At 44.5% G+C, this 23,414-nt stretch carries 17 protein-coding genes and 1 pseudogene; 6 read left to right on the forward strand and 12 right to left on the reverse strand.

All coding sequences use genetic code 11. The features are described from left to right. Positions 1 to 170: 170 nt before the first annotated feature. The 4 genes and pseudogenes from QT994_RS03190 to QT994_RS03205 all read right to left on the reverse strand — a co-directional run bounded on the left by QT994_RS03190 (position 171) and on the right by QT994_RS03205 (position 4,724). Positions 171 to 797 (reverse strand): annotated as a pseudogene (locus QT994_RS03190) (EAL domain-containing protein). A 606-nt stretch (positions 798 to 1,403) separates the two neighbouring features. Further along, positions 1,404 to 2,966: a circadian clock protein KaiC gene (gene kaiC / locus QT994_RS03195; protein WP_333047875.1), complete on the reverse strand. Its 1,563-nt coding sequence runs from the start codon at positions 2,964 to 2,966 to the stop codon at positions 1,404 to 1,406. 315 nt (positions 2,967 to 3,281) lie between these two features. After that, positions 3,282 to 3,596, reverse strand: a complete 315-nt coding sequence (kaiB, locus tag QT994_RS03200; protein WP_006632119.1) for a circadian clock protein KaiB — start codon at positions 3,594 to 3,596, stop codon at positions 3,282 to 3,284. Positions 3,597 to 3,788: 192 nt separating this feature from the next. After that, the gene (locus tag QT994_RS03205) at positions 3,789 to 4,724 is read right to left on the reverse strand and encodes a circadian clock protein KaiA (RefSeq protein WP_333171734.1); all 936 of its coding nucleotides are present in this window, start codon (positions 4,722 to 4,724) and stop codon (positions 3,789 to 3,791) included. Positions 4,725 to 5,120: 396 nt separating this feature from the next. Here QT994_RS03205 and QT994_RS03210 point away from each other — a divergent pair, with 396 nt between their 5' ends. The 5 genes from QT994_RS03210 to QT994_RS03230 all read left to right on the forward strand — a co-directional run bounded on the left by QT994_RS03210 (position 5,121) and on the right by QT994_RS03230 (position 11,599). Continuing rightward, positions 5,121 to 8,372: an ATP-binding protein gene (locus QT994_RS03210; protein ID WP_333171735.1), complete on the forward strand. Its 3,252-nt coding sequence runs from the start codon at positions 5,121 to 5,123 to the stop codon at positions 8,370 to 8,372. Positions 8,373 to 8,727: 355 nt separating this feature from the next. Next, on the forward strand, positions 8,728 to 9,609 hold the full coding sequence (locus QT994_RS03215; protein ID WP_445243865.1) for a tetratricopeptide repeat protein: 882 nt from the start codon (positions 8,728 to 8,730) through the stop codon (positions 9,607 to 9,609). Positions 9,610 to 9,947: 338 nt separating this feature from the next. Beyond that, positions 9,948 to 11,141 carry a glutathione S-transferase family protein gene (locus tag QT994_RS03220; protein WP_333171737.1) on the forward strand — a complete coding sequence of 398 codons (1,194 nt, stop codon included), beginning with the start codon at positions 9,948 to 9,950 and terminating at the stop codon, positions 11,139 to 11,141. A gap of 135 nt (positions 11,142 to 11,276) precedes the next feature. Next, on the forward strand, positions 11,277 to 11,489 hold the full coding sequence (locus QT994_RS03225) for a hypothetical protein (RefSeq protein WP_333171738.1): 213 nt from the start codon (positions 11,277 to 11,279) through the stop codon (positions 11,487 to 11,489). Next, positions 11,444 to 11,599: a type II toxin-antitoxin system PemK/MazF family toxin gene (locus tag QT994_RS03230; protein ID WP_333171740.1), complete on the forward strand. Its 156-nt coding sequence runs from the start codon at positions 11,444 to 11,446 to the stop codon at positions 11,597 to 11,599. The genes QT994_RS03225 and QT994_RS03230 overlap by 46 nt, the downstream gene beginning before the upstream one ends. Here the strand turns inward: QT994_RS03230 and QT994_RS03235 are convergent. From QT994_RS03235 to QT994_RS03265, 7 genes are all read right to left on the reverse strand, one after another. After that, the gene (locus QT994_RS03235) at positions 11,546 to 12,628 is read right to left on the reverse strand and encodes an endonuclease/exonuclease/phosphatase family protein (protein WP_333171742.1); all 1,083 of its coding nucleotides are present in this window, start codon (positions 12,626 to 12,628) and stop codon (positions 11,546 to 11,548) included. The two genes, QT994_RS03230 and QT994_RS03235, sit on opposite strands and share 54 nt — an antisense overlap. Further along, entirely contained in the window at positions 12,618 to 14,024 is a 1,407-nt protein-coding gene (locus tag QT994_RS03240; protein ID WP_333171744.1) for a hypothetical protein, read from the reverse strand. Before QT994_RS03240 ends, QT994_RS03235 begins: the two co-directional genes overlap by 11 nt. Further along, positions 14,008 to 15,852, reverse strand: a complete 1,845-nt coding sequence (locus QT994_RS03245) for an NB-ARC domain-containing protein (RefSeq protein WP_333171746.1) — start codon at positions 15,850 to 15,852, stop codon at positions 14,008 to 14,010. Before QT994_RS03245 ends, QT994_RS03240 begins: the two co-directional genes overlap by 17 nt. A 98-nt stretch (positions 15,853 to 15,950) precedes the next feature. After that, entirely contained in the window at positions 15,951 to 16,253 is a 303-nt protein-coding gene (locus tag QT994_RS03250; RefSeq protein ID WP_333171748.1) for a hypothetical protein, read from the reverse strand. Between the two features lie 26 nt (positions 16,254 to 16,279). After that, complete coding sequence (locus QT994_RS03255) at positions 16,280 to 16,921, reverse strand: RNA ligase family protein (protein WP_333171750.1); 642 nt, start codon at positions 16,919 to 16,921, stop codon at positions 16,280 to 16,282. Between the two features lie 140 nt (positions 16,922 to 17,061). Beyond that, positions 17,062 to 19,479: an EF-hand domain-containing protein gene (locus QT994_RS03260; protein ID WP_333171752.1), complete on the reverse strand. Its 2,418-nt coding sequence runs from the start codon at positions 19,477 to 19,479 to the stop codon at positions 17,062 to 17,064. Positions 19,480 to 20,154: 675 nt separating this feature from the next. Continuing rightward, positions 20,155 to 21,399, reverse strand: coding sequence for an HhoA/HhoB/HtrA family serine endopeptidase (locus QT994_RS03265; protein WP_333171754.1), 1,245 nt, complete (start codon positions 21,397 to 21,399; stop codon positions 20,155 to 20,157). Between the two features lie 178 nt (positions 21,400 to 21,577). On the opposite strand from QT994_RS03265, the gene QT994_RS03270 reads away from it, so the two are divergent. Further along, a complete protein-coding gene (locus QT994_RS03270) occupies positions 21,578 to 21,931 on the forward strand; it encodes a metal-sensing transcriptional repressor (RefSeq protein WP_242723064.1) in 354 nt (117 codons plus the stop codon). Positions 21,932 to 22,228: 297 nt separating this feature from the next. Here the strand turns inward: QT994_RS03270 and QT994_RS03275 are convergent, their stop codons facing one another. Next, entirely contained in the window at positions 22,229 to 22,666 is a 438-nt protein-coding gene (locus QT994_RS03275; protein ID WP_006632106.1) for a helix-turn-helix domain-containing protein, read from the reverse strand. Between the last annotated feature and the right edge of the window lie 748 nt (positions 22,667 to 23,414).

The following is a 23,414-nucleotide window of genomic DNA, read 5'->3' on the forward strand; positions in this document are numbered from 1 at the left end:
GCGCGCTTTCAAGAGGGAGGATTGCTGATTCCACATAGTGGTAGACAACAATTCAGGATCTCAGATTAATTGAGTGGCAAACTCAGCAATAGCCGGCTTCCTCAACATATAATGCAGCCCAATTTCCTAGGCGCTTGCTTGCTTGTAACTATTCCTATTTCGGTGGGGTTTCAATTCCTTCGGCAATTGTACTGAGATTTAAGCCATGTGTGATTACAACTATGGGTTGGGCAATTATTCCGCGATCGCTCGCTCGAAACGCTGGCTAAATCGCGGACAAGTGAGGGATCAATTTTGAGCGACTTTACCAGAAAATTTTTCAGATTGTTAAAAGCAGCATAGCCAGTCGCAAAATCATCGACATAAATCTCCATACCATGCTCGGATCATTGGCTCAAAAGATTGTATGTAATGTCAACATTAAGCCTCATTGCCGTTCCCGTAATCTTTAGCCCTAGATATTTTGGCTTCATATCGGTGCGCTCAACAATGCGATCGCTCTTAGCGATTAAAGTCAATTGGCTAAGTTGACAAACCGACGGATTCACCGCGATATTAGGGAGAATTAGTCCTGCTGCTAGCCACTGCTGATATTGCCCACAAGCTTGCTCTAAAATCAATTTGCCCCATGGCCAAATCAATCCAGTTTTTTCGGCAATGGGAATACATCGATGGCGATGAATCCAACCTAGCTCAGGAGAATACCCTCCTACTATAACTTTAACACCAGCAAGGCTACCTTTTTGCGAATCGAGCTGAGGTTTATCATACAGCAAGTATTGGCTTTCCAAGCACAATTAAAGAGATTGGCGGTGCCAGGGTATTGGATTTGGCCCAAGGTATTGTGGCTGTGTCAAAACTATAGGTATTGGGCCCGATTCCTTAACGTAATATAGGGAAATATCTGCATTCTTGAGCCAGCTATCGAAATTCATTTCATCTTGTGGATCTAGGGAGATTCCCATACTGGTGATGAGGGGTAAATGATGATTTTTGATAATAAAATTAGTTTTAATATTTTTGTAGATAAGTTCCCCATGGTTCCGCTAATCTAGGGTAGTAGAGATAGGCACGACGCGGGAATAAGCTGCTAGGCTAGAAAGATTTTCTGTTATGTTCGAGAATCGGATATAGAGAGGATTTTCTAGTTTTTGAGATGTCATTGAAATATATAGTTTAGAGGGACAACAGCTTACCCAGAGATTTTTACCAAAACCTATTTTGTGGGATTGCTATAGCAGAATGCGCTGATGCAGAAGGCAATAAAAACTCATATTTCCGCAATTAAGAACATCCCAAACCTTGTCGCGGTTGCTATAAATATTCACAAATTCCTCAAATTAAAAAAGTTGGGTTTCCTAGCTCAACCCAACCTACTTTTAACGACAAATCACTGCTAAGTCTCAAATATCCTCATCGTCTTGACCTTGCACACCCTGGAGAATCCGCGATAGCTCACTCTTCTCATTAATCGTAATCCGAGTCGGAGAACCGCTGATAATCCGTTCGTAACCACGGAACGAATCTTTAATTTGTGGGCCTCTTTCAGTAATTGTGTATTCCCGAATTCCTTTGTCGTGCCAGGAACCGCGCATCTTAAACACATTAATTGCCCGCGACATTTCTCCTCGAATCTCTACATACTGCAGCATAATAATCGTGTCAGTAATCGTAGAAATATGGGAGTCCGTAATCGAATTAGAACCCATGAACTGGTCGCTTGTATTCGTAAAAAAGCCGGTTATTTCTTCCTGCTTCGCAAAACCTGTCACTCCGATCACAAATTGCCTGAAAGCATTATTGCTGACACCCCTAGCTAAGGCCGACAGCGAGTCTATAGCAATTCGAGAAGGTTTGAACTCCGCAATTTCTGATTTAATAGTCTGCAAGTGGTCTTCCAAACCGGCAGATTCCGGGTAAGTGCACAGCAGCTTCAGCATTCCTTTCTGTTCCATTTCCTCAAAATCAATGCCCCAAGAATAAGCATTGCGGAACAACTGAGCCCGCGACTCTTCATAGGCAAAAAGCAGCGCCCGATTGCCGTTCATACAAGCATTCTGCAAGAACTTGCTCACCAACAGGGTTTTACCGGTTCCCGTTGCACCCGTAGCCAAAATAATTGAGTCTTTAAAGAAGCCGCCACCGCACATTTCGTCGAGAGTTTTATCGCCCGAAGAAACCCGCACGTTTGAAGACTTTTGAGTTAATCGCATCGCCCCCAATGGGAAAATATTAATTCCGTCATTAGTCATAGTAAAAGGATATTCGCCCTTCATGTGAGTTGTACCGCGCAACTTCAAAATTTCCATTGTGCGGCGGCGCCGTTCCCCTTCCAAAACGTTGCGAACAATCACTACATTATCCGACACAAACTCTTCTACCCCAAACCGCGCCACCGGGCCGTATTCTTCCACTCGTTCCGTAGTCATAACTGTAGTTGCTCCTACTTGTTTGAGGCGGGCAACTAAGCGAAAAATTTCTCGGCGCACCACCGATGCAGCGTCGTACTGCTGAAATACGGCAGTCACTGAATCTATAGAAACCCGCTTGGCTTTGTATTTGCGAATGGCGTACTGAATTCGCTCGATTAAGGCTGATAAATCAAAATTTCCTACGATATCTTGACCTTCCGGGTCGGGGGAAGCGTCCAAAATAAATAGCTTGCCTTCCTCGATTAACTGTGCCAGATTCCAACCGAAACTGCAAGCATTTTTAATAATATCTGTCGGAGATTCTTCAAAAGTTACGAAAACTCCAGGTTCGTCAAAATGGGTAATTCCATTATATAGAAATTGTACGGCAAATAAAGTTTTTCCAGTTCCTGACGTGCCGCTGACTAGGGTGGTTCGGCCGAGTGGCATTCCGCCGTGACTGATGTCATCGAAACCCTCAATCATCGTGCGAATTTTTTCAACTCCTGCCGTTACCAATCCTTCTCGTTTAACCGTTTGACTAATTTCATTCATGTCGATTTTTGTCAACTCTCAGTATTCTTTAGTTGTCACTCATTAACCGCCGGTCATGAGTCTTTGTACCCAGCTTTTAGTATTGGCTCTTGTTCAATAACTAATGACTGCTGACTAATGACCCCGCCCAAAAACCGATACCGTGCCACGTACTCCTGTCGTGGAAAGATAAAAATTTTAGACTTTTGTTCAACCTCCCAGATTCATCTGTGGAGTAAATCTCAAATCTAAAATCGTTCGACTGAGCGATCGCCGAACGTTTCACGCCAAACCCAAGTCTCAAATCTAAAATTGACTGACTCTCACCTGATTATCTTATGAATTCAGGTCTTCTTCGCGAAGTTCTTCATAGAGCAAATCTAATCCTATCAGAACTTTCTCACGATCGGACAAATCGCCAATAATTTTTCGCACCGGCGGCGGCAGGATTTTGGCCAGCGTCGGGGTTGCCAATATTTTGTCCTCTTCTGCTAGCTGAGGGTTTTTGAGAACATCTATGACTTTCAGTGCGTAGACTCCTTGAAATTCTTGTTCGAGGATGTCCTTTAGGGTTTTCAAAGCTCGCACTGAGTTGGGAGTATTCCCCGCAACGTACAGCTTGAGAACATAGGTTTTCTTCAGAGGACTCATGAACTTTTTAAAATGGTGAGTATTAGTTGTCAGATGTTAGTTGTAGTTCTTATTTGTCTTAAATCCCCTGTTCTTTGTTATTTTATAATAATTTCAGCCTTTCGATGATCGCGCGGCCGTTTGTCTTGTCCTTTCTTCTTTGTTAAATTCTATCTTCTACGTTCTTCTTACTTGAATTTTGCCCCTTGCCTTCTACCTTATAACCTGAGATGCCTCTTTCGGAATTGAGCGCCGGTACATCTCGCACATATGAGCTATTGCGTCAATCAGGGTCAAACGGTAATCAAGCAATATTTCCTCGCTGCGCCCTTCTATTTTTAGCTGTTTAGCAAACTCGTCCATCAATTCCATGTGAATTTCTACAATTTGAGTCACGGGAACATCCGCAAAAAAAGCTAAGTTTACAAATTCATCTATTTGATTGTTGACCGCAGTATCTTGAGAAAAATAATTCAAAACGATGTCGCGATAACTCGACTTGAGTTGCTCCAAAAACTTTTGCTTCTCAGGTCCCGACAGATTTTTCAAAAAAATCTGGGAATTTCTTTTATAATACACACCTAAGTATCCTAATCGCTCCCGTAATTTTTCCGCCAGCCGCCGCTGCTGTCGGCTGAGCAAACTTTGAGCAGTCAATTGAGCTGTCGCATCGCTCCTTGCGGATTGGTAATTGACAGGAACCGGAGTTGAAAGTTTCAGAAATTGTGCGATCGCCTGATCGATACCGGCAACTATTTCGCTCGATCGAGCGATTGCCAGTTGCACCTCAGCAGGGTGATAAAAAAAAGCACAACTTTCGTCTAAACTCGTGTTGGCGGTACTGGTGGCAGCCTCAAAACCATCTGAATATGGTGCTTCGGGCTTTCCATCTACCCCGGGCTGGGGCGAAAAAATCACAGCAGGCAAAAAGAGCGATCGTTCTTGCAGCTTGGCCAGAAGCGATCGCAGATCCCCATCCACCTCCAAAACTAAACAATCAAGGTGATAATTGTGCTTAAGGAACCCCAAAAACTCCACTGCCGACTTAATGTGCGTTAAAGCATAGCGTTCGCCCCTCAAAAGCTCGATCGCAGAGGCTACGATTTCCTCGGAGCGGACAAAAATACCGATAGACAGTTGGGAAAGCAAAGCTGTAGGTGCACCACCTAAGTTGCCCGAAAGTGCTGGATCGCTCAGAGTTGATATCTCCTTTATAAAAAACTTAACATTTTAACAATCATCTCAATATTTATTTTAAACAATCTTAACCGCAAAATAAGTGATGAGCTTCTAGCACCTGAAGAATGAAAATGTACTTTTTTGTTTTTGTGTCAAGCACCCTGAGCGTGATTTCTGCAATTAAGCTTAAGCCTTAAAATAATTGCTAGTCGCCTCAAATCAGGCGTAGGCATCGAACTCCCCGGTCTCGGTGCAGATACCGAGCCTGATAGCGAACTGATATAAAACAAATAAGATACAGAAATTCGCAGCTACATTGAGCATCAAAAATATTACTGCTCTCGCGAGCAGACTCTCAGGTTTGTTATGCCACTCACCAGCCCCAGTATCAAAAATTTTATCGAGCCAGTGCCGCTGTGCCCCCAAACGGCAGCGCTAGAATCGCTGCAGTCAATTTTCAGCTCCTGCAACTGCGATCGAGTCGCAGTAGTCAACGAACAACTACAGCCGCTGGGATTAGTGTATCTCCGCAGCCTGTGGGCTTATGGAGCCGATCGCACAAACGACGGGCAGCAACCTTTGTCAGAAAGCCCGATCGCGATCGAACCAGTCAGGGTATTACCCGCCGCTATGAGCGTCAATGAATTCTGGCAATACCTGCAAACAGAGGAACAGAACATCCCAGCCGTGCCACACCGCCAAACTGCGGGCATTTCATCAAACAACCCGATCGCCCTGACAGATGCCAGCGGTCAATTTTTAGGAATGCTAGACAGTCTGAGCCTGCTGCAATTCGCCGCACTCAACAGCAGCTCGCTCTGCAGCCTCACAGAGCAGGCAACAGCCGTCAAAGAAATCGAATTAAGGCCGGTTTCCGAAGCCATCGCTACGGCCCTAGACGCTCAACTACGCTTTCTAGAAGCAGGATTGAAACCCTCAGAAAACCTGAACTCCCTAGTCCAACTACTGGAAAAACTGCCCCTGCCCCTGAGATTGCAAACCCCTACCGCACAAATAGTCAGCCAAAACGCAGCGTGGCGGATTTTGCTGGGAGCAGGCCCAGAACCAGTTCCAGAACCAGCAGCAAATTTGGGTAAACACTCGCCCCGCAAACCAAGCCATTTAACAAGCGAATACCAGAGCGTGCAGTTAGAGGCCATCACCAAAGAATGCAGGAGCTTAGTAGGAGCAAGTAGATCGGGCGATTCCCTGCGGGATAGCTTCGCCGCGCGTGATTCAACAGCAGCCACCAGTTGCCCCCTGCCCTTGTACGCCGCCGCGTCCCCCTCAACATTAACCGCTCCAGCTTGGTGCCCCACCGCCGGCAAACCAGATACCTATATTTGCGACTGCCCCGTACAAAAAGGCCAAGAACGGATCTGGCAATTTGTCAAACAACCGCTCTCAGACCAGCTAATTTTAGTAATGGGACAAGATGTCACCGAAGAACATTTAGTCGCCAAAGAACTAGCAGCGAAAAACGCAGATTTAATCCACCTCAACCGACTAAAAGACGAATTTTTATCCTGCATCAGCCACGAACTAAAAACCCCGCTCACCGCCGTGCTCGGTTTGTCCAGCCTCCTCAAAGATAAATTGATCGGAGAACTCAACGACCGCCAAACACGCTACGCCAAACTAATCCATAAAAGCGGGCGGCATTTGATGACAATTGTTAACGATATATTAGACTTGACTCGGATGGAAACCGGGCAGCTAGAACTAATTCCCGAAGCAGTCGAAATAGCATCAACCTGCCAAAGAGCCTTTGAACAAGCAAAACAACTGCAACAGCAAGAAGAAAAAAACCCTCCCACCCCGAGCAAAACTGACGGCACAGCAAACGCTGAACCCTCCGCCAAAATAGAATTTACACTCGAAATAGAACCGGGACTGAGCCAATTAATTGCCGACGAACTGCGGCTGCGGCAAATGCTGGTTAACCTCCTTTCCAACGCCCTAAAATTCACCGAAATTGGCGGCAAAATCGGATTGAAAGTAAATGTTTGGGAAGGCTGGATCGCATTCACAGTGTGGGACACTGGCATCGGCATCCCCGCCGACAAACAGCACCTAATCTTTCAGAAATTCCAACAGCTAGAAAGTCCTCTCACCAGGCGTTTTCAAGGAACCGGACTGGGACTGGTACTGACTCAACGCCTAGCTCGGCTCCACGGCGGGGACGTTTCGTTTATTTCCTCAGAAAACCAAGGCTCTCAATTTACCCTGCTGCTGCCACCAACTCCTCCGGGAAACAACAGTGAAGAAGTCCCGACACCGGGAGTGACTGAGGAAGAATTATTAAAACCCCAATATCCGACTCTGACCGCCAATTCTCGCTCTCGTTTAGTATTAATAGTCGAAGCAGTTCCCAAATATATCGAAGATTTAACCAACGTCATCTCAGGTTTGGGCTACCAAGTAATAGTCGCCCGTTCCGGCACCGAAGCGCTGGAAAAAGCTCGCAGGTTCAGTCCCGAAGCGATTTTCCTCAACCCGCTGCTGCCGCTGCTGTCCGGTTGGGACGTGCTGACGCTGCTCAAGAGTGACCCGGATACCCGATCGATTCCGGCGATCGTCACGGCCACCAGAGGGGAAAAAGAACGGGCCAGTGTCAACCGAGCCGAAGGCTTTTTGAGCTTGCCGGTGGAAGAACCCGCTTTGCGGCGGCTGCTGACAGACTTGATTGGCAAAAGTAATGCTAGTAGCGCCAAAGTAAGGAGTTCTTTAACCGTGTTGTGGCTCAGCCCGCAAAACAGTTCGTCTCAAGGTTCCGCTTTACTGCTCAACCCCAACTACTGCCGGGTTTTAGAAGCAGACGACCTCGGCCAAGCAGAACTCGTGGCCAGAATTTGGCGGCCCGACGCGATCGTCTTGGACGGTACAAGTCAACTGCAAAACCCCTTAGCTTTTATCGAACAGTTAAGTCGATCTCGAAATTTGGGTTCTCTCCCCTTGGTGACTTTAGACCCCGCAACTACCCAACTGGCAAATCAAGTCAAAGGATTGTCGGTATTTCCCTGTTTGGCTACCCGCAGTCCCGACGACAGTGAAACTTCAGGTACCGGGTTGGTGGGCAGTGCGTTGTGGCAAGTGATTCAAGTCGCTGCAGGCATGAGTTGGAAGCCCAGCATTTTATTTGCCGACATTTCGACTTTACCCGATTTGCACCGCGCTGCTGGGGGGAACCCGACGGGAGAATTGGAAAATCGCGATCGATCGACAAATGCCGAGATTCCCAATTCCAAGTTTTCTACTCCCAACTTTCAAGCTTTGATTCAGTACATCCACACAGCAGGATTTCGAGGGTCGATCGCTCCTTCCTGGACAGAAGTTTTGCAGCAGTTGCAATATCAAAGCGTTGACTTAGTTTTGCTGTGCTTGCGAGATGCCCCCTCAGAATCCCCTGCTATGTTGCAGGCGCTATCGAACTTGCGGCAAATGGCAGTAAAACTGCCAATTTTAGTCTGGGATTATCGGTCGGCTGTAAATTCGGAATCCGAGGCGATCGACTTTCTACTGCACGAAGTATCTGCCAAAATTTTGCCTTCTTCCTTATCGGCAGCACAATTATTAGACAAAATTCAACAGACTTTATTAACTCACTCAAGTTCCTGAAATAAATAATTTACCCGGTTTTTAGTGAGGAATTAACTCGTTTCTCAAGCCGTAAAAAAACAATTGTTTATGAGGTAAAACAGAATTTGGCAACTCTTTAACTGTCAACCGCCAAGGGTTATTTATTAACTCATTCCAGTTTATAATAACTCATAATTTTGCCTATTTGTAATGAGGTGATCAGTTGTCTATAAAACAGTGAAGAAAAACGGTTATCCTGAGTGTAAACATAATTTGAGAAGTATTTAAATGAAAACCCCGAAGTGTGCCGAGTCAAGAAGCAATATCAAAACTCAAAAATATGAGTTATTATAGGCGATCGAGAAACCCTTATATTTTTTTCTGGGGCTGTACAGTGCCTAATCGCATTCCTTTAATATCTCTGCTACTCGCACTCGGTTTGGGGGCAATGCCCAAGCCTGCTGCCTGTCAGGCACTCCTGCCTTACACCCTGCAAATCAACTCTGCCCAACTCGAACAAACGGCCTTGAGCCTTGCAGAAGAAGCCGTCCAGCTAGCCAGACTGCAGCAGTACCAACTCGCCGTACCTAGAGCCGAACTCGCCACACAGTTAGCCCCCAAGAATGCTCAAACTTGGACTTTGTTAGGTAGCTTGTACCTGCAAGTCGAGCAGTTTGACAAAGGCATTGAAGCTTTGGGGCAAGCTCAATCTCTGTCGCCAGAAAATCCCTCAATTAAATTTGTCTTGGGAGAAGCTCACTTCCGGAAAGCGAACTACGAGAAAGCAATCGAATATTTGCAAGCAGGGTTAAAGTTAAAACCAGACACTCCAGGTGCATTATTTGATTTAGGCAATGCTTTTTATAAGCTGAAGCGGTTTGATCAGGCGATCGCCCAATACGAAAAAGCCTTTGCTTTAGAAAAAAACCTGTGGCCGGCTATTAACAATATCGGATTAGCCAAGTACGAAATGGGAGATGTTGATAGCGCCATCAAACGCTGGCAAGAAGCGATCGTGATCGACAACAAAGCAGCAGAATCAATGCTAGCTCTAGCAGTAGCATTTTACACCAAAGGTGACAAACAAAAAGGCTTCGCGATGGGAGAAGCAGCTCTGAAACTTGACAAACGCTATGCTACCGTAGAATATCTCAAAGAAAATCTCTGGGGCGATCGTTTAATTGCAGATACCCAAAAGTTGCTAGCCACTCCCGAAATGAAAGCAGCACTGGCTAAAATTCAAGACGCGCCATCCCCTCCCCAAATGTCGCCTTAATTGTAGTTAAGTTTGTAGTGAGGACTTCAGTCCTCAAAGCCTTTTTTAACTGATAACCAACTATCTTATTCAGGACTAAGCTGTCGCGCATTTAAATTGCATATTCGAGGCGGGCGGGACGCCCAACCCTACTCCCCACAAGACTTTGATTGTTTTTTGACATACAATTTAAATGCCGCAACAGCTTAAGACCAAAAAATAGTTGAATACGTTATGGGTAGGGGTAAGGTGCGCGCACAGCGCACCCTACAGATAGAGTTGGTGCGTAAGTTCTATTATTGCCAGAAAGCAGTTGCTGTCTTCAATTCTCCAATCTAAAATCTAAAATCTAAAATCGCATGACCCCCCTAAGCTGGACAGAATTAGAAGCCCTCACAGACTTTGAAGTCGATCGCGTCAACGGCCCCACCAACGCTCAATCCCGCTTGCGCCTCTTCGGTAAAACCGAATCGGATGTGCGAGTCACCCTGTACCGCGATAACCATGCTTGGTGTCCCTACTGTCAAAAAATCTGGCTGTGGCTGGAAGAAAAAGAAATCCCCTACCGTATTGACAAAGTTACTATGTTCTGCTATGGGGAAAAGGAAAGTTGGTACAAGCGCAAAGTGCCATCGGGAATGCTACCGGCGATCGAACTAGACGGCCGCATCATCACCGAAAGCGATGACATCTTAATCGCCCTCGAACGAGTCTATGGCCCCTTGGGTTTGGGCATGGAAAACCCCGCAGTGCTTCCCCTGCGGCGGCTAGAGCGGCTGCTATTTAGAGCCTGGTGCTCTTGGCTGTGCTACCCAGCAAGTTCAGCCAAAGTAGAACAACACAACCGCAACCAATTTATCAGCGTCGTCACCCAGGTAGAAGCAGCCTTGGCTAGCACTCCGGGGCCTTATTTCCTCGATGAATTTGGCACGGCGGATGTCATCTTTACGCCCTACGTCGAACGCATGAATGCCAGTCTTTACTACTACAAAGGCTACTCGATGCGGGAAGAAAACCCGCGCTTTGCTGACTGGTTTGCAGCGATGGAAAGCCGGCCTACCTATCGCGGCACTCAGAGCGACTTTCACACCCACGTCCACGATTTACCGCCTCAGATGGGCGGGTGTTATGAAAACGGCGAACCTCAGATGCTACTCAATAAAGCCCGCGTGGATAATGGGCCTTGGGCTGGACTGCCGGATGTAATGTATCCAGAACCGGAAACCTCCCGCGCTGAAGCACTTCACCGCGTCATTAAGCACCAGGGCAACATCGTTCGAGTCAATCCTGCTGATGACAAGTTATTCGATGAGGCTTTGCGTTGTGCTTTAACTTCGATGATGACTGGCGAAGTGTGTACGCCGCCGGCTGGTTCTGATGCGGCTTTGCGGTATTTGCGCGATCGGGTGAATGTGCCCCGCGATATGTCCATCTACGCCGCCAAGCGATTGAGGGAAGCGTTGGAGGAAACGGCGGCTTTGGTGGGTGATGGCCAAGGTTCTCCGATTCTGCTGAAGCATCGGCGAGATCAAGATCCGGCTAATTTTGTGTAGGATTCTGGGCCTATCGGAATCAGACAAAATCGGCGCTGCTGCTGCTCTACTTCATCAGCTTGCTATCTGCTGGATGGATGTGCGACCAATGGTAGTATTAAAAGTGGCATAAATAATAGGAAAGTATCTATCTCTTTGCCAGATGAGCTAGTGCGTTACATTGACGATCGTGTAGAAAATCCCAGTCGGCTAATTGAGCTTTTATTGCAAGCATGGCGTAAACAACAAGAACAGCAGGCAATGGTAGAAGCCTGTTTATTGCTCGATGAACTGAGCGATGAATTAGCCGATGAGGAGGAAGCATGGCAGCAAGCAGCGATTACCGACTGGGAAGCATCTGGCTCGTGAATTTCGCCCCCTCAGTCGGTACAGAAATCCGCAAGAGTCGATCGGCGGTAATTATTTCAGGAACTGTTTTTAATCAACGCAGCTTGCGTCACAGTTCTACTAAAAAATAATTTTGTAGTAATGGGGAAGTGATCCGATCCGGTTTTAGACAAAACCTGCGTAGCTTGCGATGTCCAATCATCAGAGTGCATAATGTAATCAACTCTAACTATTGGCTGGTCTAAATTTATTTCTCCACTTGGGTTTTTGTGAGCAGGCCAAGTAAAACCAAACCCCCATCCAGATTCCTGGAAAGAGTCTATGAGTATTTGGGTTAAATAACTGTAATCTTGAGCTTGGTCTGTCATATTAAAATCTCCAGCAGCAATAACTGGAAGATTTTCATCCTGTAGTAACTTAACTAAAGTCTGAATTTCTCTGGAACGAATAGAATAGTTATAAATAGGTAGAGTAAGGGAAAGGAAAATTTTCTGAGGAAGAAACCAAGGATATGTTGTATGAATGTTATAAATAGCTATTTCTTGTTCACCGATCTGGACGTTAGCCCTCTGTTGAAATACAAGTCCTTCCTCTGCCAGTTTAAAGTCTTTAGAGGAGAGGATGGGATATCGACTTAATATTCCCATACCTACCTGTTTGTCACTAAGCAGTGGGCCATGAACCTGATAGGGATACGTTTCTATTAAATTACGCCAGCCATTCTTAATATGTTTATGGGTAACTTCTTGCAAGAATACAATATCTGCTTTTTTCTCTAAAATGAAATTGTTTAAAAATTCCGATTCAACGAGATGCTGCCCAACATTTATCGACAAAACGGTGATACTAGGAGAAGCATCTACTTTATCAAAAACTTTAGGAGAGTAATACTTGACATGAAACCAACCTAAAATAATAAGTACAGCACAGCATGAAATTACAAAAAAAAATTTATTTTTTAAAAAAAATGAGATAATGGGAAAAGTAAAGATTGGCAAAAAAATCCAAGGAATGAAGTTGCCAATAAACCCTACTAGAGCTAGCCTATCCCAAAATAGAATCCTGAGAGTAAAATAAATTGCAAGGAAAGTAGAATAAGCATAAAATGTAAATGTAAATAAAGCTAGTATTTGGAAAATTAAATTTATATTACTTTTCATCTTGTTTATTTTGGTGAATTGGACAAGGGCATCTGTAGAGAACTTTATCAGAATGTAATTTTAGCCATACCAGAAACCTGATTTTGTAAAAGATACCGAAAAGAAATTTTTTCGCATAACGGTATAAAAGTAAAACACCACCTGATTTCTTGAACTCATCTGAAGTCAGAGCTTTCCAAACCAAGGGCAATGCTAAATGAAATTTCAAATTTCTTACATACAGCCAAAATAGCTGTAGTAGTGCCAACAAGTATCCTCGATAGTAACCTGTTTTTAATGAATCCTCCTCAGCTTTTTTAATTTGCGCTTCTTGTTTCTTTAAAGTTGGTTCATAACTTTTAGATTGCGAAGTAGGAGCGTCCTTTATCATATTAGCTAGAGCCAGACTCACTTGTGCTAAACCGGATTTACTAAACTCGTTGAAAATTCCTAAACTCTTAGAGTAATGCTCGTTAGCACTATCTCTAATTTTACAAGTCTCCAGAATTTGTCCTAATCTCAGATGATAGAATGCAGTTGCTCCTGGTTCTGTTGCTAAAAGATTCTTTTTTTGATTTTCTTCTAATATCCTTTGAGCTTCAATATAATACTCAGCAGTTTTAACCAGTTCATACTGCTCATGATAAATTCTTCCCATATAATGTAAACAGTCAGAAAGTCTTCTATGAGTCAATGCACTTTCTTTAGTTTCATTTTGAGCTTTATTTAAAATTGATTTGAGTTTGGTTCTGGCTTTTATTAAATTTTGTCTGGAATGACGAAAGTTAAATTGAAAAAAATAATAGTGTCCTAGCAGAAGCCAGACATGAGCTAAGTAATTTTCAAGGATGGGTTTTGTTTGACAAATCTTCTCACATTTGTCAAGGTAATTTTTCATTTCCTTATACTCACTTACATTTTCATAATATTTGGCAAGCGTAAGGTAGGCCTCAATTTCCTCATCAAGATTGCTAGACAAAGAAATTGCTTTTTCTAAACACTTTTTTGCCTCTTCGTTACGATTATTGCGTACTTGGAGACACGAAAACTTAGCGATATACAAATTAGTAAAGGGTATTTTTTCTTCTTTCGGCAAGTCTGATGACGATATATATTTATCAATATTTAGGAGGACTTGTTCAGTTGCTTTAAGCCAGTCCTCTGATAGACCAACATTGACAGCCTTATTAGCAAACTTAATTACAGCGCGACAACAATTTAATGTTTGTTTTAAATCATCTTTATTATCTTCCAACGCCCTAAGGATATTAGGGATATCAGCATCAGGATGAACCTCCGAATATTTCAGCTTGCTTATGAGTGTATTCTTAGAACCTCCCGAGTCTTTTTGCTGTTTGTTTTTTTCTTGATCGTCTTGCTGAGTAGCCTTTACGTCAAATTTAGGTGGAAGAGCCATTTAGATTAGATCCTCGTATAGTTAGATACTCATATAGTAGGTTGTGAATCGAATAACGTGGTTCTTCATCAAGCTGATGAGGAAGAGATGAAAGCAAAGAACTATGTCGAACACACTCTTGTATAGCTTCCCTGAGTTTGGTATCTTCCAGTCCAGTGGTATCTTTCAGCATTTGGTAAGAAACAGCGCTACTCTGAACATAGCTAGTCATGGCATTTATAACTATTCGAGCGTTATCTGAAATTGAGTGTAGAGCTTCTACATATAAGTAATTTAAAAGTTGATCTTCCATTTTAATGAAGTCAATAATTTCATTTAAGGGTGAATCATATCTTTTAATTAGACTTACCACCAGCTTGATTAAAAGTGGGTTTCCTTCAGTTTTTGAATAAATGGGTAACAGTTGACCATCACTCGCATTTTTAATTCGCTCAAGATCATTTCCTTGATACCTAATTAACTCTAAAGATGCCTTTTCACTTAATCCTTTAATTCTCAACTCTCTAATATCTGTTTTTTGAATTTTTACTCTGGATGTAAAAATAACCTTACTTGGCTTAAAGTTGTTCCTCGAACTATGAATGTCAAATTTTGAAAATAAAGTTTGATACTCTTCAAAAGTTTCTAGACTATCTATAAGTATCAGATAAGGAGATGATTGGAGTTTTTCTTGCAAATAAGGAAACTGCTCATTAAGTGTTGGCGGTAATGTTATTCCCAATTGCCTTGCTATTTCATAAATCATTGAATCAATGTTCAAGGTTTCTCTGGTATTTTGAGTTTCCCCTGTAGGATTCAAATAGGTTCTTTTAGCTGTAATCCAAGCTAGCTTTTCAAATCCCGATATTGCTGTATATTTTCTGACTAATTTCTCGGCAATTGATGTTTTGCCAATCCCTCCCTCACCAGCAATACTAATAAACCAACTACCTTCTTTATCTTGTAGATACTGTCTTAATATTGCTAGATTTTCTTCTATACCAAAGAGTTTTTCCTCCGGCGCAATGTTAAGCTTTTCTTGTAATATTTTCTCAATCTGAATTTGACTTTTTATATAAAACTCGACATTAATTCCCGCCTCTTCTTGAAGAGTTTTATTATTCAAATCTACACGCAATAAATCTTTGACACGAATTCCCAATATCTCCGAGATGCTTCCAGACTGATGTAAAGATTCAATTTTCTCAATCCCTTTCTGGGAAGCCTCTAGCGTAATGATTATACTTCCTTTTTCAATACCTACTATTCTCAGAGAGGAATCACCAGAAAGGTTGCGTAAATGAGTAATAATAGATTGGACGTTTGCTTCGTAAACTTGGCTAAAAGTTTCAGCGTTAAGTATGACTGCTAATCGGTATCTAGTGGAAGAGATGGGAGACAGCTCGATATCGACAGGTGGGGTTACAACATTAGTTTCTGTGGCAGTAGATTGGGCTATGTGACTGTGCTGAATTTCCCCATAAGCTATTATTATTGCTGGCAGCAGTGTGCCGATCAAAAACAATAACAAAGAAACGTAAGCGGCAGGCTGAGCTAACTCACTCGGCAAATTACCCGTCTTGAGCAATAAGTAAAGGATAATACTGCCAATAGCAGGCAGACTAAATACCCAAATAAGGTTGGTCGTTGCTAAACTTGTCTGCGATCCACTAGACTGGGTGCTCAAAAAAACACTTGCCAATAAAGCTACGACTGTTATTAAAATAATTATTTGTGGTGGAATGCCCAGGGCAGATTGTCCAGGTAGTTGGTTAATTGCCCAAGACATCACAGCAGTTAGTGTTTGGGTCGCCAGGATATACAAGAAGGCAATCAGCTTTTTATTCATCGGTGGTAGAGGAGGTTAGCGGCTTGTCTTTAGTTAATAGTTAATTATGACTCATAACAGTATCAGCTTGTCGCATAAGTTTTGAGCTAAATACCAGACTAGCGTGGCGTTATGGTTTCATTGGCTATAGATTTCAATGCTGCGTACACAGACTGCTGCGTAATATAAATCGACCTTGCCGTCCCACTCTCCAAATCAAAATAAGTAGCAAACCGTTTAAGGCTCCCCGCAGCCATCCGATACAAATAATCCGCCGCCTCAGCCGCCACCCGGAGATTCACGCGATCGCTCTGCACCTTCAGCACTACCATCTCAGCACAAGATAGGTTCTTTGTCAACACTTCTGGTAAAGGGGGAGCAAAAGAGGTTGTTTCAGCGATCGCACTACTCGATCGATTCATGGAAAAGTTAGCCTTCAGATTTGATATTACTCCCAGTAATTTTCCCAATCATCCTTAAAAGCTTGCTGCAATCTCTGCATATACGCATCAGTCTTAATCTTCACCATCCACAGATTATTAGAATTGCGGCCTCCCTTGCACACAACACCTTCATCCACACCGTATTTCCCCTTGCGAAGATCGTCCATAAACTTGCCCGTCAGTTTGCCGCGATAAATTACTCGCGCAATATTTAACTTACCAAAATCCTGAATAAACCGATCGGGAACAACCATACCGCCCTCAGTTTCCACATCAAAAAGCACCAGTTGTTTGTGATCGTCCTTTTTGTGCTTTCCCGCAAACGAGTTAGCACCAAAAAACTCTGTAAACACAGTAATTTCAGGGCAGTGATACTGTTCGTTCTCTCGAAATATAGACTCTAAGGGACTAGCAAAGTCTCTTTTAAAAATTTCCGGTGCTTCTTCTAAACCTGGATGTGCAGCATTAAATTCTGCAATTCCCATCTCATCCAAATCAAACCTACTGCGGCGCGTACCAAAAGCATACCAACCAAGTTCAATTTCCCAAACCCAATGCAAATTAGTGCCATCGTACTTCTCAAAAGCTACACATTGTTCGTTAGGGCAATTTTTACTATCTGGAATTTTGGGATAGGCAAGAAGCATGATATCGATTGCGGTTGCACCGTGCGTGCTTGTTGACTGTTGACTGTTGACTGTGACTCAAAAAAATGAAAATTGCGCGAGTTATTTCTTGGCAGCTTGAAAAGTTAAGCTGAAAAACTTAAGTTTTTACTTGCTGATATTCAAGTAGCCTCGACGAACACACCGCTGCGAGCAAACTCCTCTTCTTCAGGAGTGAAGACTGGAGCTTCATCCACAAGGTCAGGGTCAAAGTAGTATGTCTCTTGTAGGAATTGTCCCGTGACGATCGCCTCGTCCAACTCCTGGATGTAATCTTCAGCAACTAAGCATACCTCCTTGATTCCTTCCTCATCCCTCTTATCCAACAGCTTATGCAATATTGCTCTCACCCCTGTCAGTCGTGCTGCGGGCTTCAGGATACCGTAGAGGCGGTACATCCGATCGGTGGCAATGCTGATTTGTTTGAGGGCTTTGGCTCGTGCTAGCTCAGACTCAATGCTGGGCCAATAACGGGTGGTGTACAATGCTTCCTCATCCTTTTGATACCACTCTTCCGATCGCGCAATTGATGAAGAGACAGTGTTGTGCAACTTCCAGAAGAATAAGCGCAGAGAAGGGCCATCTACTACGGTGGACAGCTTTGCCTCCATTGATACCTCAAAGCTATTCAGACGCGGGTCGCGCCCCAGCACGAGGTACTCCACAGGGTAAATTTCCACCTCCTTATTCTGCACGACGTAGGCGTTGAGGTGGTGGCGGCAGTAGGGGCAGGGATACATACTGGCAAACAGGTTGAAGAAGTGCTTGAAGATGGTCACCAGAGTTTTTTGCTGTTGGGGGGTCTTGGTAGAGACTATCTCAGCCGTAGTGTGCAAGAAACGCCACACCGCAGGGCCAATATAGTAAGGGAAACTGACCCGCATTTGTGAATTCTTTACTTGCGTGCGATCGATATACACATCGATGAACGCCACATATTGCGAGAGTTCGCCAGACTCCCGCCCAGACTCTAAGCGTTCGCGCCGTTTCTGTATCCCATTGAGGTAGTGGTGCGTCAAGCGCCATGCCTGTTGAAGCATCAGCTTCTGTTTTGGAGCGCATTTGGGAAAGTTTTCTGCAACATCCGCCCCATAGCGCCCAAATTCCCCAGACGTTTTAGTCGCTTCGTACCAATCGTTTAAAGCTGCTTCGTCAGGCACCGTGTTGAAGGGAATGTCTGCTGCGGTAATGACGCTGAAGGCAGCCAGCAACTTCGGCATAAAGTCTTCATACCAATATGCTACTGGCATCATCGCACCATCTATTTCCTCGGATGCCTCCGAGAGGATGACGCGGTTCCACTTCTTCAGGTACTCTGTGGGATCTCCCTCGGATTTGGCTGGTGGCGCTGCCATGCTCTCACTCAGCTCCAGGTTTCGCAGTCGGTTGAGTTCGTTGATGGCAAGCACACCCTCGGCAATGTCACGCAAGTTGAGACTATCATTTTTGATGGTCATTGCCAACTCGACTGCCGCCCCAAACTTCTCCTTGGCCGTGGCAGACTTATCCCGCGCCTGCAACATGGCTTGTTCTTGGGCCAACATTTCAGGAGTTTTTTCTATGGTTTTCCAGTTCTTGATGCGATGCTCTAGTCGGGCATATTCATCTTCAAGCGATTTAACTACAGCATCCAGTAGAGGGTTGCACGCCGACTCTACTACACCCAATCCTTTATAAAGCGCGATCGTACTCCTGACAAATCGCACAAAATCAGCAATTTTGTATGGCAAGTCTCTCACGCACAGGTGAGTCTCGTGGTTGGCGCAGAAACTCTCGCGGAAGCTGCGGTAGGCTGCTCCCTGGATCAGACGAAACAAACCAATCTGCATCTCCAAGCGGGACGTACCGCGCTTCTTCTCAGCTTGTGGGTGTTGGGCGAGTAGTTCTTTTAGCCGCGCTATTTCTCGATTGCAACCGGTGGGTGGTTCTTGTAGATCTTCTTGATTAGGTTCAATAGTGGGAGAAGCTGCCTCGTTGACAGCAGTGGCTATACTTTCGAGCGCAGCCACTGTACTATCTGAAATCTCGGTTGTTTGTGTACTGACAACCGGAATCGGCGAGTCTTGATCTGCTGTTGCGATCTCTGGCTCATCGGGTATTAGTGTGCAGAATTCCTCAAAGTCAATTAAGGCATTGCCGTCATGGTCTGCCTCTTTGATGATCTCATCGAGCTCTGGCTCTGTCAGCCCAAATTCGCTCATCACATCCTGCATCTCGTTTTTAGTGATTTGACCGCTACCGTTTTCATCAAATACACTAAATGACATTTTGAGACGACTCTGGCGATCGCCTTGCTGGGACACCATCAGGATTTTGAATTCCTCAAAATCGATACTGCCCGACAAGTCTAAGTCCACTTCCTCGATCATTTCGCGCAGCTCAGTTTCGTTAGCACTCTGTCCTAGCGATCGCATCACTTGACCGAGTTCTTCTGATGAAATAGCATCGCTCCCGTCCGCGTCCAATACTTTGAACACTTCCCATAACTTTGCCACCTCTTCTTCAGTCATGACTGTTTTTTCAAATTCCACAGAGGTCATACTAAATTCTCCCTAATTTTTTTATTTTATGTCTATTAATTATGGCCAATATAACTAGGTAAGCGCCAAAAAACAATAATATTTTGTAAGCTTTTGTAGGGGCTGGTTTAGCCTATAGTCTATACTAAGAGAGATGTCATTTGTGCAACACCAGGTCTACCATGTATTTTTTACTTTAATCCACTTACTTTAATTGCGGATGAATTACGCAACTGTTACAAATGATACTATAACTCAGCATAGTTGCCAGCGTTATCGCAATGATTGGGCGTTTTTGTTGGTAAACTAAATAGTTAGAAAGCCATCAGGATTTAAGTGAAGCAAGAGTTGTGGCTCTTGACATTTGACAGCTTAAAGTGAGTTGATAAACAGAAAACTGCCCTAATATCTCGAAGATAGATACGGTGGCCACTTGACTCAACTTTGTAATTCCGATGAAGCGCGGATTTGAGCGGATTTGAGCTGAAGCAGTTAGAGTACGAGCGCATAGACTCAAGGGCGAGATCCTTTTGCATCAGGATTGAAGTTAAAAGTAGACGCAATATTCGGTCATAGTTGAGTGAATTTAAATCATCTATGATAGCAATCCTATTTCATTTGTGAACAATTTTTCTGCCCAGCACGCGATCGAGTTGAAGAGGGGTTTTTAACAAATTTCCCCCCTTCCTCTTCTAGTTAAAAATCTCTCAGTTGAGCAGTTTGAACCGGAACTTCTTTAATCTGGGCACCGCGGCGCACCTTCAGTTGCAGAATTTGACCGATTTTGCTGTTTTCCACCAAATTTTGCAACTGTTCGGGTTCAGTCACTCCCTCACCATCAATTTGAACGATGACATCCCCCTTGCGAACCCCTGCTGCCTCAGCAGGCGTATTTGGCACAACTCGCATCACTAAAACCCCTTTGACTTCCGGCACAATTAAAGGAGCATTGGGGTCAGAATTATTCTCTCTGGCCATTTCAGGAGTCAAAGCAATCATCTGAATCCCCAAAAACGGATGGCTGACTTGTTCTCCCTTGGCTAACTGCGCGTAGATAGCCTTGGCTTTGTCGATCGGAATCGCAAAGCCAATACCCATTGCATCAGCTCGAATCGCCGTGTTGATGCCAATTACTTCTCCTCTGCTGTTTAACAGGGGGCCGCCGGAATTGCCGGGATTGATGGCGGCGTCAGTTTGAATGAAATCAAGCCGCTTGTCGGGAATGCCGACGGCTGCGCTGGATCGTTTGAGGGTGCTGATAATGCCCAAGGTGACGGTGTTGTCAAATCCGAGGGGGTTGCCCACGGCGATCGCCCAATCTCCCACTTTCACCGCGTCGGAATCTCCCAAGGTGGCCGTCGGCAGGTTTAATTGCTTGGTATTAATTTTGACAACAGCCAAATCTGTTACTTCGTCAGTACCTTGCACTTCTCCTGGAAATGTCCTGCCGTCGTTTAAGGTGACAGTCACTCGATCGGCTTTGTCAACTACGTGAGCGTTGGTTAAAACAATGCCGCTTTTGTCAATGATGAAGCCGGAACCTTGACCGCGTAAGCGTTCTTGTCTGGGGGTCATGCTGCGTAAATCTTCTCCCAAAAATCTACGGAAGAAGGGGTCTTCCATTAAGGGGTCGAGGTTACGACTGACTGTGCGCTCGGTATCAATGCGGACAACTGCCGGCCCGACTCGATCGACAGCCGCCGTCACAAAACTGCCAGTATCCCCCGGGAGTTCAGGACTCCGCAGCGCTAACATTTGCGGATTCGGGGGAGTGCCTGGGAAACTCTGGAACTGTAAGTTGGGCGGATTGATGCCATCAGCGGCAGCAGCGGGTGCAGCATTGATTGTTAACGCACTCAGGGCGATCGTCATTCCTAAAATTAGGGCGAACCAACGAGCACCCGTTCGAGGTGCGGGGCGAAAAAACTTAAATAGTCGCATAGCGTCAATCTTTGTTAGTCTGGGTTAGTCTGGTAAACGTGTGCGATCGTGCGGACTCAATAATCTGGCACTATGAAGATCCTAAATATATTTTGACAGTTACAATACATGAGTCACGAGCCCGCACAAACTCAACATATTCTGAATTCTAACTTTTAAATTTTCTCTCGTAACCCCAATGATTCTATCTGATACTTCTACTGACAAATCCTTGCCCTCAAATTCCCACCACCATCACGACGATAAATCAGCCCACCCTCACCATCACGATGAAGAATCGATGCGGCGGCTGGTCAATCGCTTGTCTCGGATTGAGGGACACGTCCGCGGCATTAAAACAATGGTGCAAGAAAACCGTCCATGTCCCGAAGTTCTCGTGCAAGTTGCTGCGGTTCGAGGGGCGCTCGATCGCGTAGCGAGAATCATTCTTGACGAACACTTAACGGAGTGCATTGCCCGAGCCGCTAAAGAAGGTAATATCGATACGGAAATCGAAGAGTTGAAAGCGGCTTTGGATCGGTTTTTGCCTTAGCCACTGCCAATTTTTACCTCCATATAACAAAACCTGCAAATTAGACAAAACTTGCAAGCTATGATTTATGGCCAATTTTTTAAGCAGCTTTCAAAAACGCCGGAAAAGCATCAAATCTTCTCCCCCTCACCCCCATCGCCACAACACATAATTTATATGCTCCGCAGTTTATGAGAGCGAGTTTTGTTAAAAAAGAATTAGTCAGGTTTGTCGTGACGACGCAAGTCCTAAAAATCTTCAAAGGCTGACTGCAAACAATTAGATGACAAGTGATTAATCCGACGTAGTATGAACTGTCTAGACTTTCGTCAACTTGGCTTTTAGGTGGTATCTGACTGTGGCGTAAACCGCTTTATAGGAAGCTTCAATGCTGTATTCCTGCTGCAACCACTCTTGAATTTCTCCATAGCTTTTAAAGCCTTCCTGGGGGTCACTGAGGCGCATTGCCAAACTAGCGCGGGCCAGAGGAGGAATGGCCGGCTTACGGCCGCCGCTGTGCTTTGTTTCGAGGAGTCCTTCGAGTCCGTCAGAGCGGTACTTTCTGAGCCACCGCTGCACTGTAATTCGATTTACCCCGATCGTCATTGCCAATTCTTTAACTGTCTTAACGTGACAAATTTTGAACAGGTAAAGTGCTTGAATTTTTTGAAAGCCGCTTGCTGTTTTTTGTTCAGTTAACAGGTTTTTTAGTTCTTCAATTGTCTCTGTGATGCTAAGTTTACATACTCCAGCCATATCAATTACCTCACGATTCACGTTCTACAATAGCTTTGTTTGACAAGGGAGCAAAATCTGCTCGTATCCTAAATACTCGCCTTTTGTTTGCCATGAAGCAATACAAAAAGGCTCTCATTAAACTTTTTCATGCCTGGACGCGCTCTGATGCTTAGAAACCGGATTATTTTAACCTGGAGCAAAGGTTGCAACGATTTTTTTTTGTAAAAAACCCGGTTTCTAGACCTGTTTTGTATTTGCTAGACAAGCCTCATTGCTAATACTGATAGCCGTTAACCGAGCGACTGTAACATTAGCAGCAATAGGTTACTCTTAAGGAATACCATTTATTCTCTTATTGTTAAACATCTCTCATGGTTTTCCTGGTATTTATTGGTATTTTTTGCGAACCTATGGGCGATTTTTAGTCATTAGGAGCTAGCCAACAGGCTAATGTCTGTACACCAGCGATCGCATTTTTATACAGACATTCCCCTAGTCCCAGGAGTGCATTTTTGGCTTTCGCTATGCGAGAAATCCTTAGATATCAGCACTCTCATGGGTCAGAGCGGGTAGCGCCGAGTGATGTTGCAACCGACTTTCACAGCAAGCGGGCAAGTATCTGTGAAACTACGTACTCGATCGCCAGTTGAGTAAAACACGGCGAGGGTGGGATTGTCAATTTCTCAGCATTACAGTAACACTATCGGCTATCTTGCCCCGCCTGCTGTGATCGAAAAGGTTGTTTCTATGTGATAATACTAACACT

Origin of the sequence: Microcoleus sp. S13_B4 (assembly GCF_036700885.1) — a bacterium.
GTDB lineage: Bacteria > Cyanobacteriota > Cyanobacteriia > Cyanobacteriales > Microcoleaceae > Microcoleus.